Consider the following 16,071-nt stretch of genomic DNA (forward strand, 5'->3'; position numbering starts at 1 on the left):
TGTTACGTCCGCATTGGGGAGACGACGACTGATGGTCAGGACAAACAGGAATGCTATGAAATCTAAAAAGAAAACCCCAAGTGAGATGCGCGCTGCGAAGCGCCGCTGGCTGAATTCTCACGATGCTGGTTACCAGAAAGCGATGGGTAACCGTCACGTACAGATGATTGCGATCGGCGGTGCCATCGGTACCGGTTTGTTCCTGGGCGCAGGTGGCCGTTTGCAGGCTGCTGGCCCCGCGTTAGCCATCATCTATCTGGTATGTGGCATCTTCTCCTTTTTTATTCTGCGTGCGCTGGGCGAACTGGTATTACACCGTCCCAGCAGCGGCAGCTTCGTCTCCTACGCCCGTGAATTCCTTGGCGAGAAAGCCTCTTACGTGGCGGGCTGGATGTACTTCGTCAACTGGGCGATGACCGGCATCGTCGATATCACCGCCGTCGCGCTCTACATGCACTACTGGGGCGCGTTTGGTGATGTACCGCAGTGGGTCTTCGCCCTGGGCGCGCTGGCGATTGTCGGCACCATGAACATGATCGGCGTTAAGTGGTTTGCCGAGATGGAGTTCTGGTTCGCACTGGTAAAAGTGCTGGCGATTGTCATCTTCCTGGTGGTGGGTGTGGTGTTCCTTGGCACTGGCAAACCGCTGGATGGCAACAGCACCGGCTTCCATCTGATCACCGACAACGGTGGCCTGTTCCCGCACGGTTTACTGCCTGCGCTGGTGCTGATTCAGGGCGTGGTGTTCGCCTTTGCCTCTATCGAACTGGTGGGTACGGCGGCTGGCGAATGTAAAGACCCGAAAACTATGCTGCCGAAAGCGATCAACAGCGTGATCTGGCGTATCGGCCTCTTCTATGTCGGTTCTGTGGTGCTGCTGGTGCTGCTGCTGCCATGGAACGCTTATCAGGCGGGTCAGAGTCCGTTCGTGACCTTCTTCTCGAAGCTGGGCGTGCCTTACGTGGGCAGCATCATGAATATCGTTGTATTGAGTGCGGCGCTTTCCAGCCTGAACTCTGGCCTCTACTCGACCGGGCGTATCCTGCGCTCCATGTCGATGGGGGGTTCTGCGCCGAAATTCATGTCGAAAATGAGCAGTCAGCAGGTCCCATATGCCGGTATTCTGGTGACCATCGCCGTCTATGTGATTGGTGTGGTGCTTAACTACTATGTACCTTCTCAGGTATTTGAGATCGTCCTGAACGTGGCCTCGCTGGGCATTATCTCCTCCTGGGCCTTTATCGTGGTTTGCCAGCTGCGACTGCGCAAAGCGATAAAAGAGGGCAAGGCGGATGATGTCAGCTTCAAGTTGCCAGGCGCGCCGTTCACCTCGTGGCTGACGCTGCTGTTCCTGTTCAGTGTGCTGGTGCTGATGGCGTTTGACTACCCGAACGGGACATACACTATCGCCTCTATTCCGCTGATTGCGGTATTGCTGGTGCTGGGATGGTTTGGCGTGCGCAAGCGCGTTCACGCCGTCGCTCAGACCGAACAGGATCATCACGAAGAAGAGCCTCAGCCGACCCGACTGGCTGACGACACCTCACGCTGATAAGTTCTGCAGCAATCAGGCCAGCCTCCGGGCTGGCTTTTTTTGCCCGCTAATCGACCCGTTACGAGAAGAATTAGGATAGTTTTCCCGTAAGCCCCCCTCTATGATGAAAGGCTCCTTTTATGCGGTAGCGGAGTCATCATGTCGTTCAAGATCAATATCATCAAAGATAAGCTCCTGTCTGAAAACTGGTTTGTGCTACGTAACTACACCTATGACATCACCGATCGCCGTGGCGAGGTTATCCGCCACAAGCGTGAAGTCTACGATCGCGGAAATGGGGCGACTATCCTGCTCTACAACCGTGAAAAGAACAGCGTGGTCCTGACGCGCCAGTTCCGTATCGCGACTTACGTCAACGGTAATGACGACGGCATGTTAATCGAAGCCTGTGCCGGCTTGCTGGACGACGACTCCCCGGAAGATTGCATCCGCAAGGAGGCGATTGAAGAGACCGGCTATGCGGTGGGCGAGGTGGAAAAACTGTATGCCTGCTATATGTCGCCGGGCGGCGTGACTGAGCTTATCCACTTTTTCGCAGCAGAATATAATGAATCGTTGCGCGACAATGCTGGCGGTGGCGTCGACGATGAGTCAATCGACGTGCTGGAATTACGCTTTCCGGATGCGCTGGCGATGGTCGCTGAGGGTCGCATTCGTGACGGCAAAACTATCATGCTGCTTCAGCATGCACAGATTGCAGGCTGGCTGACGCCATAAAACCGTGCCTCTGAGCCTGTTGTGGCGTGACAGCGTTGAGGGAGAGTGGTGAGCGGTAATCCACTTTATGCACGCTTTTTAAGCAGTTAACTGCGCTTTTTGCACAGGTTCACAGAATGCGAACCCTGTCAGGCCCGTTGATGCGCTATTCTCTCCACTCTGGGTATTCGGGGATCGATCTTCTTAATGTCGTATTGGATGAAATCGCTTTGGCTGTTGCCGTCTCTGTGGGTTGCCTCTGTTCAGGCGGAACCGTTGCAAAAGTCATTCAACGACTGGCAAATCACCTGCAACAATGAAGCCTTTTGCGTGGCGCGCAATATTCCGGGGGACAAAGGACTGGTAATGACGATTTCGCGCCATGCGGGCGTCGACGATCGCCCTTTGCTGCGCATAGACTACGGCAGCGCCTACAGTGGTGCGCTGCCGGGTGGCCCGCTACAGGATAATCTGCTGCTCGATCAGCGCCGGCTTAAACCCGACCTCAAACACTGGACGGTAGAGCCGCATCATCTCGCCACCAGCAATGCTATCGCCATTGATGAATTTTTTGATCTGGTGATGGAGGCCAAAAATCTGCAGCTCACCTATGACCCTAATGCGCTGATCTCTCTGCGCGGCATGAAGGCCGCGCTATTGCTGATGGATGACACGCAGGGACGGGTCAACAGCATGAGCGCGTGGATCAAACGTGGCGACAGGGCCAGCTGGGATGTTCCGCCACCGCCTGCACTGCCGCCGCTGCCGCCTGCGGTCAGGTCACCCGCTGCACTGACGCGCGATGAGACCAGCGGATTAATTGATTACGGCACCTGGCGGGTTAATACCGACTCCTGCTCACTCGATCCGCTGCGCCGTGAAGTCAGCGTGGCGCCGCTCACCGACCAGCGCGCGCTGCTGCTGGTGAGTTGCGAAATGGGGGCGTATAACGTGATCGATCTGGCGTTTGAAGTGACGCGCAGTCCACCCTATGTAGCGCGTGGCATCACCCTGACTCTGCCGTTCACTCCCCCCGGAGCCAGCGATCGACAGCTGGAGCTGATTAATGCCGAATATGACGCGGCCAGCGGCCAGCTCTACACGTTTGGTAAAGGGCGTGGATTAGGCGACTGCGGCAGGGCGACACGCTGGCAGTTTGATGGCACACGGTTTGTGTTAGCGGAATATGCGGAAGAGTCGACCTGTGACGCCTGGCACAGCAGTGATGACTGGCCAACCCTGTGGGTCAGCCAGTCTGACGGTGGCGTACAGCAGCGTTAACGAATGACCTGCACCATCATCGGTGAGCCAAGCTGGTTGCCGACCAGTTCGGCCAGCATATTATTTACACCGTCGCTCATCGGCGTAAAGCGGGTCAGCGGCGAGCGCGTCACCACCACAAAAACCCCCACGTTATGCTGCGGCACCATCGCCATATAGGTGATGAATCCGCCGCCGCCACCGGTTTTCTGAATGATCCCAGGCCGACCAGTTTTCGGTCCCATGTAGACCCAGCCCATGCCCAGCGCATCCGCTTTACCCGGCACATCCATGCCTTCTACTTTGTTCAATTGGTCGCGGCGATAGATCAGCGTCTGCAGGCGATCGATCTGCGGCGTGCGATGGTTAACCGACGAGTTCAGGAACTGCTGCATCCAGCGGCCCATATCATCCGGCGTTGAGTAAACCCCGCCGCTGCCAATCGCGGCCAGCGTGTTATTACACGGACTGGCCCCTTTTTCCGCTACCATCAGGCGTCCGCACTGCTCAGGCGACGGCGTAAACGTGGTGTCCTTCATGCCGAGCGGACGGGTAATCAGCTGCTGAAACAGCGCCGGATAGGGGGATCCGCTGGCACGCGACAGCGCATCGCCCAGCAGATCGTAGCCCAGGTTGGAGTAGGCGGCACTGCTGCCTGGTGCCGCTTTGAGGTTCGCGCGCGCCAGCCATGCCCAGCGTTCGCTCTTCGTTGGCCAGACAAATACCGGACGCTGTGCTTTGCCGCCAGGCTGCTCACGTGGCAGTCCGCTGGTGTGGGTCGAGAGATTAATCAGGCGAATCGGCTGGCCATTGTAAGTAGGCACCCGTGCACCCGGAGGCGCATATTTACTCAGGGGATCGTCAAGGCGAATCTGTCCGCGCTCAGCCATTTTCACCATCACTTCACTGGTCATCAGCTTACTCAGCGAGGCGATACGAATCAGCGAATCTTTCTGCGGACGGACATTGTTGCCGGGACGGGTTTCACCGAAGCTGGCGAACACCCGCTGATTGCCATCAATCGCCACCAGCGCCATACCGGTTGCGCCGCTGCCATAAAAGATATGTTCCGCATAGCGATCAACAATCTGTGAGGCCAGCAGCGGATCGGGCGCAACCTGCGCCATGCTTTTTAATGGAAGCAGTGAAACCATCAGGGCCAGTAAATAGGGTGTACGCATGTTCAACGGAAGTGGCTTCGCTATAGAATCGGAGGAAATCTGCCTTCACTCATCAGGATGCATCAGGTCGCAGCCGCGTGATCCCGGCAGAATGACAGCAGGAAAAGACGGTCAGCCCGTACACAGGCAGCATTAAGTATGACGGCTCTATAGTAATCAGTTTGCGCGGAGCGGGAAGAGGGGAATGGATATTTTTTTATCTGTGAGGCTGCAAAATAAATGGCCCTTCCCGATGAGGCCGGGAAGGGCAAATGCATTAAACCGGCTTGAGTAATGCTTCAGCGTGGCTGACGATGTTCTCAACCGTGAAGCCAAACTCCGGGAACAGCTGACTGGCTGGCGCGGATTCACCAAAGGTGGTCATGCCCACAATCGCGCCGTCCAGACCGACATACTTAAACCAGTAGTCAGCAATACCCGCTTCTACCGCCACACGCGCTTTTACGCCGCTCGGCAGCACGGATTCGCGGTAAGCAGCACCCTGCGCATCAAACAGGTCAGTAGAGGGCAGTGAAACCACCCGCACCTTGTGACCGCCTGACGTGAGCTTCTCAGCTGCACCCAGGGTGATCTCAATCTCTGAGCCGGTCGCGATAAGAATGACCTCTGGCGTGCCGTCACAATCCTTCAGCACGTAGCCGCCTCGTTTGATGTTTTCGATCTGCTCCGGGGTGCGTTCCGGCTGCATCAGGTTCTGACGTGACAGGATCAGTGCCGTCGGCCCATGATGGCGCTCGACAGCGGCTTTCCACGCCACCGCAGTTTCTACCTGATCGCATGGACGCCATACGCTCATGTTTGGCGTCAGACGCAGGCTGGCGATCTGCTCAACCGGCTGGTGCGTCGGGCCATCTTCGCCCAAACCGATGGAGTCATGGGTGTAGACCAGAATCTGGCGTGCCTTCATCAGCGCTGCCATACGCGCGGCGTTACGCGCATATTCGACAAACATCAGGAAGGTTGCGGTGTAAGGCACGAAACCGCCGTGATGCGCGATACCGTTACCAATTGCCGTCATGCCAAATTCACGCACGCCGTAGTGGATGTAGTTACCCGCCGGGTCTTCTTTAATCGATTCAGAGCCTGACCAGATGGTGAGGTTACTCGGTGCCAGGTCAGCGGAACCGCCAAGGAATTCCGGCAGCATTTTGCCATAGGCTTCCAGCGAGTTCTGAGACGCTTTACGGCTGGCGATTTTCTGCGGATTAGCCTGCAGATCCTGGATGAAGCGGGTCGCTTCCGTTTCCCATGTGGCGGGCATTTCGCCATTCATCCGGCGCTCATACTCTTTCGCCAGCTCAGGATGGGCCTCTTTATAAGCCGCAAATTTCGCATCCCAGGCTTTTTCGCGTTCAGCACCCGCTGCTTTTGCATCCCACTGCTGGTAGATTTCAGCCGGGATTTCAAATGCCGGATAGTTCCAGCCAAGCTGTTTACGGGTCAGCGCTACTTCCGCCTCGCCCAGCGCTGCACCGTGCGACTCTTCTTTACCGGCTTTGTTTGGTGAACCGAAACCGATAATGGTGCGGCAGATTATAAGTGAAGGCTTATCGGTGACGCTCTGCGCTTCTTTGATCGCCTCGCGGATAGCATCAGCATCATGTCCGTCGATGTCGCCGATCACATGCCAGTTGTAAGACTCAAAGCGTTTATGCGTATCATCGGTAAACCAGCCACTGGTTTCGCCATCGATGGAGATGCCGTTGTGGTCATAGAAGCCGATCAGTTTGCCCAGACCCAGCGTACCCGCCAGAGAACAGACTTCGTGCGAGATCCCTTCCATCAGACAGCCGTCGCCCATGAACACATAGGTATGGTGGTCGACGATTTCATGGTCCGGACGGTTAAACTGTGCAGCCAGCGTGCGCTCAGCAATCGCCAGGCCCACGGCATTAGCCAGGCCCTGACCCAGTGGGCCGGTAGTGGTTTCAACGCCAGGCGTATAACCGATTTCCGGGTGACCCGGCGTTTTAGAGTGCAGCTGACGGAAATTTTTCAGCTCTTCAATCGGCAGGTCATAACCGCTCAGGTGCAGCAGGCTATAAAGCAGCATTGAGCCGTGGCCGTTGGAGAGGATGAAGCGGTCGCGATCAAGCCAGGCGGGATTGGTCGGATTGTGCTGGAGGAAGTCGCGCCACAACACTTCAGCGATATCGGCCATACCCATCGGCGCACCGGGGTGGCCTGAATTTGCCTTCTGAACCGCATCCATGCTCAGTGCACGAATCGCGTTTGCCAACTCTCTGCGTGAGGACATAAAGTTCTCCCTTGTTATGCATCAGGGCGGGAAAGTCCCGCCCGATTAAAATAAAGACTACAGGCGTGCGGCGAGCACATCTTCCAGCTTCTGCTGGTCAACCGCGAACTGGCGTATGCCGTCAGAAAGTTTTTCGACTGCCATCGGATCCTGGTTATGTTCCCAGCGGAACTCCGCCTCGGAGAGCGGCGACGGCTGATGGAAGCCCTCGGTAGAGGGTTCAAGTTTGCGCTCCAGCGGCGCATCGCTGTTCTGCAGCTCTTCCAGCAGGCTCGGCGACAGCGTCAGGCGATCACAGCCGGCCAGCGCGATAATCTGCTCCACTTTACGGAAGCTGGCGCCCATGATGATGGTGCTGTAACGGTGCTTTTTGTAGTAGTCATAGATACGACGCACGGATTTTACGCCTGGATCTTCATCCGCCACGTACGGTTCCAGTGGCTTGCGTGAGTTGTACCAGTCGTAAATACGGCCAACGAACGGAGAGATCAGGAACACGCCCGCTTCGGCACAGGCACGCGCCTGCGCAAAGGAGAACAGCAGCGTCAGGTTACAGTGGATGCCGTTCTTCTCCAGCTCTTCCGCTGCACGGATGCCTTCCCAGGTCGAGGCCAGCTTGATCAGCACGCGTGAACGATCGATGCCGTGCTCTTCATACATCCGAATCAGTTTTTCTGCTTTGGTGACACACATGCCACGATCGAAGGAGAGGCGCGCATCCACTTCGGTCGAAACACGGCCTGGTATGCTTTTCAGGATTTCCATACCGAGGTTGATCGCCACTTTGTCGCTGGCATTGATAATCTGCGTCTCTTTGCTGCCGCCCTGTTTTTTCGCGTACTCGATCGCGTCATCTATCAGGTGCTTATACCCTTCCAGACCGGATGCTTTCAGAATGAGTGAGGGGTTGGTGGTGGCGTCTTCCGGGTGGTAATTACGAATCGATTCGATATCACCACTGTCCGCCACCACGGTGGTGAACTGTTTTAGGGCTTCTAGCTGGTTCATCTCTAAACTCCTTGAAAAGAAAAATGAAAGCGAACAGGGTGCACCTCAGGCCTCGCAGCCGGTCTGTGGCATGTTCTGCTACCGGTAACGCGAACCCATAACATTGCAACAGAGACTTTCTGATGAAAATGCGGTTTCTCTGATTATTGCGCTGCGAGGCGGTGCGAAGGAGCCGTCATGCGGTTTTTACCGTGGGGTGCGCCATATTCCATCCTTAAGCATAGCAGTCAGGACGAATGACGCAGGTAACACTGTAGCAATCTGTGCCCTGTGAAACGAAACGGGTCTGTCGGAATAAAGATAAGCGCAGCGCGGGTTACGGACCACGCTGCAGCAGGAGAAGCGATCAGACGGGGAGGTTAAGCCAGTTTTTTACCGGCAGGAAATCGCGATAGAGCGCAGCTTCAGGCGAGTCGGCATCGGGCTGATAATCATATTCCCAGCGCACGAGCGGTGGCATCGACATCAGAATCGATTCCGTACGGCCGCCGGTCTGCAAACCAAACAGCGTGCCACGGTCCCACACCAGATTGAACTCTACATAGCGACCACGGCGGTAGAGCTGGAACTGGCGCTCACGATCGCCCCACGGATGATCTTTACGGCGCGCCACAATCGGCCGGTAGGCATCCATAAAGCCGCGGCCAACTGCCTGCATAAAGCTGAAGCTCTGCTCAAAGTCGGGCGTGTTGAGATCGTCAAAAAAGAGGCCGCCAATGCCGCGCTGCTCATCACGATGCTTCAGATAGAAGTAATCATCACACCACTTTTTATAGCGCGGATAAACATCGTCGCCAAAGGCCTGACAGAGATTGGCGGCAGTCTGATGCCAGTGCAGCGCATCTTCTTCAAAGCCATAAAACGGCGTCAGGTCAAAGCCGCCGCCAAACCACCAGACCGGATCAGCCCCCGGTTTCTCTGCGATAAAAAAGCGCACGTTGGCGTGGCTGGTTGGCACATAAGGGTTATTCGGGTGGATTACCAGCGACACGCCCATCGCTTCAAAGCTGCGACCGGCCAGCTCAGGCCGGTGCGCGGTCGCTGATGCCGGCATCTGATCGCCATGCACATGCGAAAAGTTGACGCCCGCCTGCTCAAACACAGTGCCGTTGCGCAGGACGCGGCTCTGACCGCCGCCGCCGCCAGGGCGCTGCCAGCTATCTTCAGCAAACTGTGCGCCGCCATCTTCAGCCGCCAGCTGGTTACAAATCTCATCCTGCAATGCGAGCAGGAACGCTTTTACGCGGGAAATATCAGCCATCTTTTCGCTTATTGTTTGTCAAAGTCTGACGCGATTATACGCAAAACCGCGCCGCTTGCATGAGCGCGGCGCGTTGCACGACGCAAACAGGCCAGACGAATCAGGCGTTGCGGCGGTCAAATTCATCAAAATAGTTAACGATGCCGCTGGCAATCGCAGAGGCAATTTTCTGGCGAAACGCGGTTGTGCCGAGCAGCTGCTCTTCACGTGGATTGGTAATAAAGGAGGTTTCGACCAGCACCGAGGGAATCGACGGTGACTTGAGCACCGCAAAGGCCGCCTGCTCGGTATGCTGGCTGTGCAGATGGTGCACCGGGCGGATCTGATCCAGCACGTGCCTGCCCAGCGTCAGGCTGTTTTTGATGGTATCGGTCTGCACCAGATCGAACAGAATCTGCTGCAGATAGTGATCCTGCTGCTGTGCCTTCACGCCGCCCAGTTTGTCCGCATCGTTCTCACGCTGCGAGAGATAACGTGCCATCGAGCTGCTGGCACCGCGGTTAGAGAGCGCAAACACCGATGCGCCGCTGGCATCCGGGCTGGTAAAGCCGTCGGCATGAATCGACATAAAGAGATCGGCGCCGTGCTGATGAGCGATCTCCACCCGCTGATAAAGCGGAATAAAGTGGTCACTGTCGCGGGTCAGGCGCACTTCAATGCGCGGATGGCTCTGAAGTTGCCGCTGTACGTTACCGGCAATCTCCAGCACGATGTGCTTCTCTTCAGAACCCTCTTCACCAACGGCACCGGAGTCGATGCCACCGTGCCCCGGATCGATCATCACGATGCGTTTACCGTTTTTCGCTGGCGGGGCAGGGCGCGTATGACGATGTGCCCCGGTAAGGCCCGACTGCTCTTTAGCCTGAATCGCACGCGGCGATAAAATGGCCAGAGCCAGCCCGGAAAGAAGTAACTGACGACGATGAATCAAACGTTTAAGCAGCTGCATGTACGGGTCCGGTAACAGGAATCTTGCCGGTGTTATAGCCTAAGGCTCTGTTGCCTGCGATCACAGAACCATTTCAGGGCATTACTTTGTATTGCAGGTGGCGAACAGAAAATTCGCGCTTTTTTATTTTCCGCCGGTCATCGAGGGTTGCGTGCGGCAGAGAATGCGTGATAATCAGCAAATTGTGCTTATCTGCAGGTAAATAAGATGGAAATCCGCGCCTTCCGCCAGGAAGATTTTGAAGAAGTGATCACCTTATGGGAACGTTGCGATTTGTTACGGCCATGGAACGATCCGGAGCTGGATATCGAACGCAAAATGAATCACGACCCCGATCTCTTTCTGGTCGCTGAAGTGGGTGGCGTGGTCGTAGGCACGCTGATGGGCGGTTACGATGGTCATCGCGGCGCGGCGTATTATCTGGCGGTGCATCCTGACTATCAGGGACGCGGCTTTGCCAATGCCCTGATGAACCGTCTGGAGAAAAAGCTCATCGCGCGCGGCTGTCCGAAACTGCATCTGATGATCCGCGAAGAGAACGATCAGGTGGTGGCGTTCTATGAGAAGCTCGATTATGAGCCGGTCGACGCGCTGCTGTTTGGTAAACGTCTGATCGAAGATCGTGAATATTAATCCGTTGCCGGGCTATTCGCCGGACGAGTATGACGCCAGAGGGCAGCTGCGGCTGCCGTTTCTTTTTTGGCCAATCCTGTTACTTCAGGCGCGGACCTGGCTGCTGCTGGTGATGGCCGGAGCGTCACGGCAGCAGGGCAACGACCTGATGGCACTGTTCTATCCGGATCGTCAGGCGTTCTGGGTCGGTCTGGCGCTGGGTTTACCGGCGCTGGCGGGCCTGCTGCTGACCGGATACCGCACGCGACTGCCGCGCCTCTGGCAGCACTGGCGCAGCGTGTTAGCGCTGTCGCTGCTGGTGAATCTGATCTGGCAGGGCTGGCAGTTTGTGCAGGGCGATCTGCTGAGTTCGCCGCTGCCGTTGCTGCTGACGCTGTTCGACCTGCTGGCGCTGATCTGGCTGCAGTCGAATCGTCGCTGCCGCGACTGCTTTCTGCCTGAACATTATCTCAACTAAACTTTTTGTCGCTTTGCGACTCCAATCAGTTCCGCCTTTCCGGCATCGCATTTACAGGAGTTCTCATGAAAGCTGTTCGTTCCACGCTACTGATCGCCGCCATTGCACTGAGCGGTTGTGCCAGTTCGGGTTCCGGCGCTGACAGCAGCCAGCAGGCAAGCTGGTGGAATCCGCTGACGTATCACTGGTCTTCGGCGCTGCCGTGGAACTGGTTCGGTTCTTCGCTGACCGCGACCGAACAGGGTGTGGGGGGATTAACCGCCTCGACCGCCATGAAAGAGGACGCGATTAAGGACGGACTGAACGGTGACTATACCCTGCGTCAGGGCATGCGCAGTCAGAACGGTCAGGTGGTCTCTTTCTGGCAGGCACTGGATGACGGCAAGGTTAAGCTGTTGATTTACGGACAGTCGCAGATCGAACGTATTGAGGTGATGGACAGCGCGGTTGCCAGCAGTGACGGCAGTAAAGTGGGCGATACCTTCAGTAATAAGTTCAGCAAAGCCTTCGACAACTGCACACTCGCCAGCGGCACTGATGCGCGTGATGTAGCGTGCCGTGCGCCAGGCAGTCAGCATCTGACCTATGTCTATCATGGTGACTGGCACGGTCCGGAGGGATTAATGCCCTCTGACGATACCCTTAAGAACTGGAAAATCAGCAAGATTATCTGGCAGCGTTAATTTTTTTCTTCAGCGTGCCGCCCCTCCGGCGGACGCTGAAACCTCGTAAAACCCCTGTCCGCAGGGGCTGCACGCAGTTCCTCTCCGCCATCGGCTTTTGCTGATTTCTGCATAAACTCTGCCGTCGTCTTATGCTTTTTTCGACTTTGAAATCATCAAACGATATATAAAACCGTTACTGGTTTTCACTGAGTTATAAATAAACTGATGCCTCAGCGGGTGAGATCCGCGTCAAACTTTTTCAGGGTGCCAAATGACATTACAAGCGATGAAAAAAATCGTGAGCGGTATCGCGTTGTCGCTGAGCCTGGTCGGCGCAGCCAATGCCACTGAACTTCTTAATAGCTCCTACGATGTGTCGCGGGAGCTTTTTGTCGCCCTGAATGCTCCGTTTGTTAAACAGTGGGATGCCCGTCACCCCGCTGATCCCCTGACCATTAAGATGTCGCACGCCGGTTCATCGAAGCAGGCGCTGGCTATCCTGCAGGGACTGCGCGCAGATGTGGTCACGTACAACCAGGTAACAGATGTGCAGGTGTTGCACGATAAAGGCAATCTCATTGCCGCAGACTGGAAAAGCCGTCTGCCGAACAACAGCTCGCCTTTCTACTCCACCATGGCGTTTCTGGTACGCAAAGGGAACCCAAAGCAGATTCATGACTGGTCAGATTTGACCCGCAGCGATGTTAAGCTGATTTTCCCGAACCCGAAAACCTCGGGTAATGGCCGCTATACCTATCTGGCCGCCTGGGGCGCAGCAGATAAAGCGGACAGCGGCGATCAGGCCAAAACCCGTGCCTTTATGACGCAGTTCCTGAAAAACGTGGAAGTGTTTGACACGGGCGGTCGCGGCGCGACCACCACCTTTGCTGAGCGCGGCCTGGGCGACGTACTGATCAGCTTTGAGTCGGAAGTGAATAACATCCGCAATCAGTACGGTAAAGATGAATACGAAGTGGTGGTGCCGAAAACCAACATTCTGGCGGAGTTTCCGGTGGCATGGGTGGATAAGAATGTCGTCACTAATAAAACCGCTGATGCAGCCAGCGCCTACCTTAACTATCTCTACACGTCAGAAGCGCAGAATATTATTACTCACTACTATTATCGTGTGAACAACCCGCAGCTGATGGCGGAGCAGAAAGATCGCTTCCCACAGACCAGCCTGTTCCGGGTCGAAGATGCCTTTGGCGGCTGGGATAAAGTAATGCAGACGCATTTCGTCAGCGGCGGTGAGCTCGACAAATTGTTAGCGGCGGGGCGCGGATAATGTTTGCAGCCAGCCATAAACGCGTGTTGCCCGGCTTCGGTCTTAGCCTTGGTACCAGCCTGCTCTTTACCTGTCTGATCCTGCTGTTGCCGATTAGCGCCGTGATCATGCAGCTGTCGCAGATGACGCTGCAACAGTACTGGGATGTCGTGACCAACCCTCAGCTGGTTGCCGCCTATAAGGTGACACTGCTTTCGGCGGGTGTCGCATCCCTGTTTAACGCGGTGTTCGGCATGCTGATGGCATGGATACTGACCCGTTATCGTTTTCCTGGCCGGACACTGCTCGATGGCCTGATGGATCTGCCGTTTGCACTGCCAACAGCGGTAGCAGGTCTGACCCTGGCCGGACTCTTTTCGGTCAACGGCTGGTACGGACAGTGGTTTGCTCAGTTCGACATCAAAATTTCTTACACCTGGATTGGTATCGCCATTGCCATGGCCTTTACCAGCATTCCGTTTGTTGTGCGTACCGTGCAGCCGGTGCTGGAAGAGTTAGGCCCGGAGTATGAAGAAGCGGCCGAAACGCTGGGTGCCACGCCATGGCAGAGCTTCCGCCGCGTCGTGCTGCCGGAAGTCGCGCCTGCGCTGCTGGCTGGTACGGCGCTCTCCTTTACCCGCAGCCTGGGTGAGTTTGGTGCGGTAATCTTTATTGCCGGTAACATCGCCTGGAAGACGGAAGTCACCTCGCTGATGATTTTTGTCCGGTTGCAGGAGTTCGACTATCCGGCAGCCAGCGCTATCGCCTCGGTGATCCTGGCCGCATCGCTGATTCTGTTATTCGCGATTAATACATTGCAGAGCCGCTTTGGCCGTCGTCTGGGAGGTCACTAATGGCCGAGGTTTCACAACTTAATCACGCGGCGCGTCAGCCTGTGAACTGGGGCAAGTGGCTGCTGATTGGTATCGGCGTATTGATCTCGATTCTGCTGCTGGTGGTGCCGATGGCCTCCATCTTCTGGGAAGCGCTGAATCAGGGGCTGATTGTCGCACTCAGCAATCTGGCCGATCCGGACATGCTGCACGCCATCTGGCTGACTGTGATGGTAGCGCTGATTACCGTTCCGGTGAACCTGGTGTTCGGCACGCTGCTCGCCTGGCTGGTAACGCGTTTTATCTTTCCGGGCCGTCAGCTGCTGCTGACCCTGTTTGATATTCCTTTTGCCGTGTCACCCGTCGTAGCGGGTCTGATGTATCTGCTGTTCTGGGGCGTGAATGGCCCGGCAGGTGGCTGGCTGGATGCACATAACATTCAGATTATGTTTGCCTGGCCTGGCATGGTACTGGCGACGGTGTTTGTAACCTGTCCGTTTGTCGTGCGCGAACTGGTCCCGGTAATGCTGAGTCAGGGCAGTCATGAAGATGAAGCGGCGGTGCTGTTAGGCGCGTCCGGCTGGCAGATGTTCCGTCGTGTGACGCTGCCGAACATTCGCTGGGCGCTGCTGTATGGCATCGTCCTGACCAATGCCCGTGCGATTGGTGAATTTGGTGCGGTCTCGGTGGTGTCGGGATCGATTCGCGGCGAGACCTACACCTTACCGCTTCAGGTTGAATTATTGCATCAGGACTACAACACCGTTGGCGCGTTTACCGCCGCCGCCCTGTTAACCCTGATGGCGATCGTAACGCTGTTTCTGAAAAGCATTGTGCAGTGGCGTTTAGAGCAACAGCACAAACGCCTGCAACAGGAGGGAAATCATGAGCATTGAGATTAACAAGATCAACAAGTCCTTTGGTCGCACCTCGGTGCTGAACGATATCTCTCTGGATATTGCCTCAGGTGAAATGGTGGCGCTGCTTGGCCCGTCAGGCTCGGGTAAAACGACGCTGCTGCGCATTATTGCCGGCCTGGAGCATCAGAACAGCGGTCAGATCCGTTTTCACGGCAACGACGTCAGCCGCCTGCATGCGCGCGATCGTCAGGTTGGTTTTGTCTTCCAGCACTATGCGCTGTTCCGCCATATGACGGTATTCGACAACATCGCCTTTGGCCTGACCGTGCTGCCGCGTCGTGAACGCCCTTCAGCGGCGGAGATCAGGCAGCGTGTGACCCGCCTGCTCGAGATGGTGCAGCTGGCCCATCTGGCGAACCGCTTTCCGGCACAGCTGTCAGGTGGCCAGAAACAGCGTGTGGCACTGGCACGCGCGTTAGCGGTCGAACCGCAGATTCTGCTGCTGGATGAACCCTTTGGCGCGCTGGATGCTCAGGTGCGTAAAGAGCTGCGCCGCTGGCTGCGTCAGCTGCATGAAGAGATTAAATTCACGAGCGTGTTTGTGACCCACGACCAGGAAGAGGCAATGGAAGTCGCAGATCGCGTGGTGGTGATGAGTCAGGGCAACATTGAGCAGGTCGGCACGCCAGATGATGTATGGCGCGATCCGGCGACCCGCTTTGTGCTGGAGTTCCTGGGAGAAGTGAATCGCTTTGATGGCGAAATTCAGGGATCGCAGTTTCATGTCGGCGCGCATCACTGGCCGCTGGGTTATACCTCAGCTCATCAGGGCGCGGTTGAGCTGTTCCTGCGTCCGTGGGAAGTCGACGTGTCACGCCGCAGCAGTTTAGAAACGCCGCTGCCGGTGCAGGTGCTGGAAGTCAGCCCGCGTGGCCACTTCTGGCAGTTGGTGGTTCAGCCTGCTGGCTGGCAGAGCGAGCCGTTCTCGCTGGTGTTTGAAGGTGAGCAGACTGCCCCGATTCGCGGCGAGCGCCTGTTTGTCGGGCTGCAGCAGGCGCGGCTCTATAAAGGTGACACGCCGCTGCGCGCAGTTGCCTTTGCACAAAGCGCCTGATATTTTCTCATCAACACCGGGCGGGAGTGTCACTCCCGCCTTTTTTTCGCCTCTCGTTCGTAAGATGCCAGGAAC

General features: G+C 56.4%; 15 protein-coding genes. 10 read left to right on the top strand and 5 right to left on the bottom strand.

Going from position 1 to position 16,071, the window contains the following annotated elements:
• The first annotated feature begins 55 nt into the window (after positions 1-55).
• From ansP to QSK07_RS00915, 3 genes are all read left to right on the top strand, one after another.
• Entirely contained in the window at positions 56-1,552 is a 1,497-nt protein-coding gene (ansP, locus tag QSK07_RS00905; RefSeq protein ID WP_061063077.1) for an L-asparagine permease, read from the top strand.
• A gap of 141 nt (positions 1,553-1,693) precedes the next feature.
• Positions 1,694-2,272, top strand: a complete 579-nt coding sequence (gene nudK, locus QSK07_RS00910) for a GDP-mannose pyrophosphatase NudK (RefSeq protein WP_098052662.1) — start codon at positions 1,694-1,696, stop codon at positions 2,270-2,272.
• A 186-nt stretch (positions 2,273-2,458) separates the two neighbouring features.
• Entirely contained in the window at positions 2,459-3,532 is a 1,074-nt protein-coding gene (locus QSK07_RS00915; RefSeq protein WP_275221128.1) for a DUF1176 domain-containing protein, read from the top strand.
• Here the strand turns inward: QSK07_RS00915 and ampH are convergent.
• The 5 genes from ampH to amiA all read right to left on the bottom strand — a co-directional run bounded on the left by ampH (position 3,529) and on the right by amiA (position 10,167).
• Complete coding sequence (gene ampH / locus QSK07_RS00920; RefSeq protein ID WP_285720216.1) at positions 3,529-4,692, bottom strand: D-alanyl-D-alanine-carboxypeptidase/endopeptidase AmpH; 1,164 nt, start codon at positions 4,690-4,692, stop codon at positions 3,529-3,531. The two genes, QSK07_RS00915 and ampH, sit on opposite strands and share 4 nt — an antisense overlap.
• Before the next feature lie 256 nt (positions 4,693-4,948).
• Positions 4,949-6,949: a transketolase gene (gene tkt, locus QSK07_RS00925; RefSeq protein WP_285720217.1), complete on the bottom strand. Its 2,001-nt coding sequence runs from the start codon at positions 6,947-6,949 to the stop codon at positions 4,949-4,951.
• Between the two features lie 57 nt (positions 6,950-7,006).
• Positions 7,007-7,957, bottom strand: a complete 951-nt coding sequence (tal, locus tag QSK07_RS00930) for a transaldolase (RefSeq protein ID WP_275221125.1) — start codon at positions 7,955-7,957, stop codon at positions 7,007-7,009.
• A gap of 346 nt (positions 7,958-8,303) precedes the next feature.
• Positions 8,304-9,218 carry an oxygen-dependent coproporphyrinogen oxidase gene (gene hemF / locus QSK07_RS00935; protein WP_285720218.1) on the bottom strand — a complete coding sequence of 305 codons (915 nt, stop codon included), beginning with the start codon at positions 9,216-9,218 and terminating at the stop codon, positions 8,304-8,306.
• 100 nt (positions 9,219-9,318) lie between these two features.
• Positions 9,319-10,167: an N-acetylmuramoyl-L-alanine amidase AmiA gene (gene amiA, locus QSK07_RS00940; RefSeq protein ID WP_098052667.1), complete on the bottom strand. Its 849-nt coding sequence runs from the start codon at positions 10,165-10,167 to the stop codon at positions 9,319-9,321.
• A gap of 207 nt (positions 10,168-10,374) precedes the next feature.
• Here amiA and QSK07_RS00945 point away from each other — a divergent pair, with 207 nt between their 5' ends.
• The 7 genes from QSK07_RS00945 (at position 10,375) to cysA (ending at position 15,996) form a co-directional block, all read left to right on the top strand.
• Positions 10,375-10,800 (top strand): GNAT family acetyltransferase, encoded by a 426-nt coding sequence (locus QSK07_RS00945; protein WP_003848834.1) that lies wholly within the window; start codon positions 10,375-10,377, stop codon positions 10,798-10,800.
• Positions 10,790-11,257, top strand: coding sequence for a DUF2919 family protein (locus QSK07_RS00950; RefSeq protein ID WP_098052668.1), 468 nt, complete (start codon positions 10,790-10,792; stop codon positions 11,255-11,257). The genes QSK07_RS00945 and QSK07_RS00950 overlap by 11 nt, the downstream gene beginning before the upstream one ends.
• Positions 11,258-11,322: 65 nt before the next feature.
• A complete protein-coding gene (locus QSK07_RS00955; RefSeq protein ID WP_098052669.1) occupies positions 11,323-11,940 on the top strand; it encodes an RpoE-regulated lipoprotein in 618 nt (205 codons plus the stop codon).
• A 253-nt stretch (positions 11,941-12,193) separates the two neighbouring features.
• Positions 12,194-13,210, top strand: coding sequence for a sulfate ABC transporter substrate-binding protein (locus QSK07_RS00960; RefSeq protein ID WP_285720219.1), 1,017 nt, complete (start codon positions 12,194-12,196; stop codon positions 13,208-13,210).
• Complete coding sequence (cysT, locus tag QSK07_RS00965) at positions 13,210-14,043, top strand: sulfate/thiosulfate ABC transporter permease CysT (RefSeq protein ID WP_013358665.1); 834 nt, start codon at positions 13,210-13,212, stop codon at positions 14,041-14,043. The genes QSK07_RS00960 and cysT overlap by 1 nt, the downstream gene beginning before the upstream one ends.
• Positions 14,043-14,918: a sulfate/thiosulfate ABC transporter permease CysW gene (cysW, locus tag QSK07_RS00970; protein ID WP_098052671.1), complete on the top strand. Its 876-nt coding sequence runs from the start codon at positions 14,043-14,045 to the stop codon at positions 14,916-14,918. The genes cysT and cysW overlap by 1 nt, the downstream gene beginning before the upstream one ends.
• Positions 14,908-15,996, top strand: coding sequence for a sulfate/thiosulfate ABC transporter ATP-binding protein CysA (gene cysA, locus QSK07_RS00975; RefSeq protein ID WP_098052672.1), 1,089 nt, complete (start codon positions 14,908-14,910; stop codon positions 15,994-15,996). The genes cysW and cysA overlap by 11 nt, the downstream gene beginning before the upstream one ends.
• The last annotated feature ends 75 nt before the right edge of the window (positions 15,997-16,071 follow it).

Source organism: Pantoea sp. QMID4 (assembly GCF_030270445.1).
Lineage (GTDB): Bacteria > Pseudomonadota > Gammaproteobacteria > Enterobacterales > Enterobacteriaceae > Pantoea > Pantoea vagans.

What these genes read in the sequence shown, in the direction of transcription:
- ansP (WP_061063077.1), top strand. Translation starts at nt 56, where the DNA reads ATGAAATCTAAAAAGAAAACCCCAAGTGAGATGCGCGCTGCGAAGCGC.
- nudK (WP_098052662.1), top strand. Translation starts at nt 1,694, where the DNA reads ATGTCGTTCAAGATCAATATCATCAAAGATAAGCTCCTGTCTGAAAAC.
- QSK07_RS00915 (WP_275221128.1), top strand. Translation starts at nt 2,459, where the DNA reads ATGTCGTATTGGATGAAATCGCTTTGGCTGTTGCCGTCTCTGTGGGTT.
- ampH (WP_285720216.1), bottom strand. Translation starts at nt 4,692, where the DNA reads ATGCGTACACCCTATTTACTGGCCCTGATGGTTTCACTGCTTCCATTA.
- tkt (WP_285720217.1), bottom strand. Translation starts at nt 6,949, where the DNA reads ATGTCCTCACGCAGAGAGTTGGCAAACGCGATTCGTGCACTGAGCATG.
- tal (WP_275221125.1), bottom strand. Translation starts at nt 7,957, where the DNA reads ATGAACCAGCTAGAAGCCCTAAAACAGTTCACCACCGTGGTGGCGGAC.
- hemF (WP_285720218.1), bottom strand. Translation starts at nt 9,218, where the DNA reads ATGGCTGATATTTCCCGCGTAAAAGCGTTCCTGCTCGCATTGCAGGAT.
- amiA (WP_098052667.1), bottom strand. Translation starts at nt 10,167, where the DNA reads ATGCAGCTGCTTAAACGTTTGATTCATCGTCGTCAGTTACTTCTTTCC.
- QSK07_RS00945 (WP_003848834.1), top strand. Translation starts at nt 10,375, where the DNA reads ATGGAAATCCGCGCCTTCCGCCAGGAAGATTTTGAAGAAGTGATCACC.
- QSK07_RS00955 (WP_098052669.1), top strand. Translation starts at nt 11,323, where the DNA reads ATGAAAGCTGTTCGTTCCACGCTACTGATCGCCGCCATTGCACTGAGC.
- QSK07_RS00960 (WP_285720219.1), top strand. Translation starts at nt 12,194, where the DNA reads ATGACATTACAAGCGATGAAAAAAATCGTGAGCGGTATCGCGTTGTCG.
- cysT (WP_013358665.1), top strand. Translation starts at nt 13,210, where the DNA reads ATGTTTGCAGCCAGCCATAAACGCGTGTTGCCCGGCTTCGGTCTTAGC.
- cysW (WP_098052671.1), top strand. Translation starts at nt 14,043, where the DNA reads ATGGCCGAGGTTTCACAACTTAATCACGCGGCGCGTCAGCCTGTGAAC.
- cysA (WP_098052672.1), top strand. Translation starts at nt 14,908, where the DNA reads ATGAGCATTGAGATTAACAAGATCAACAAGTCCTTTGGTCGCACCTCG.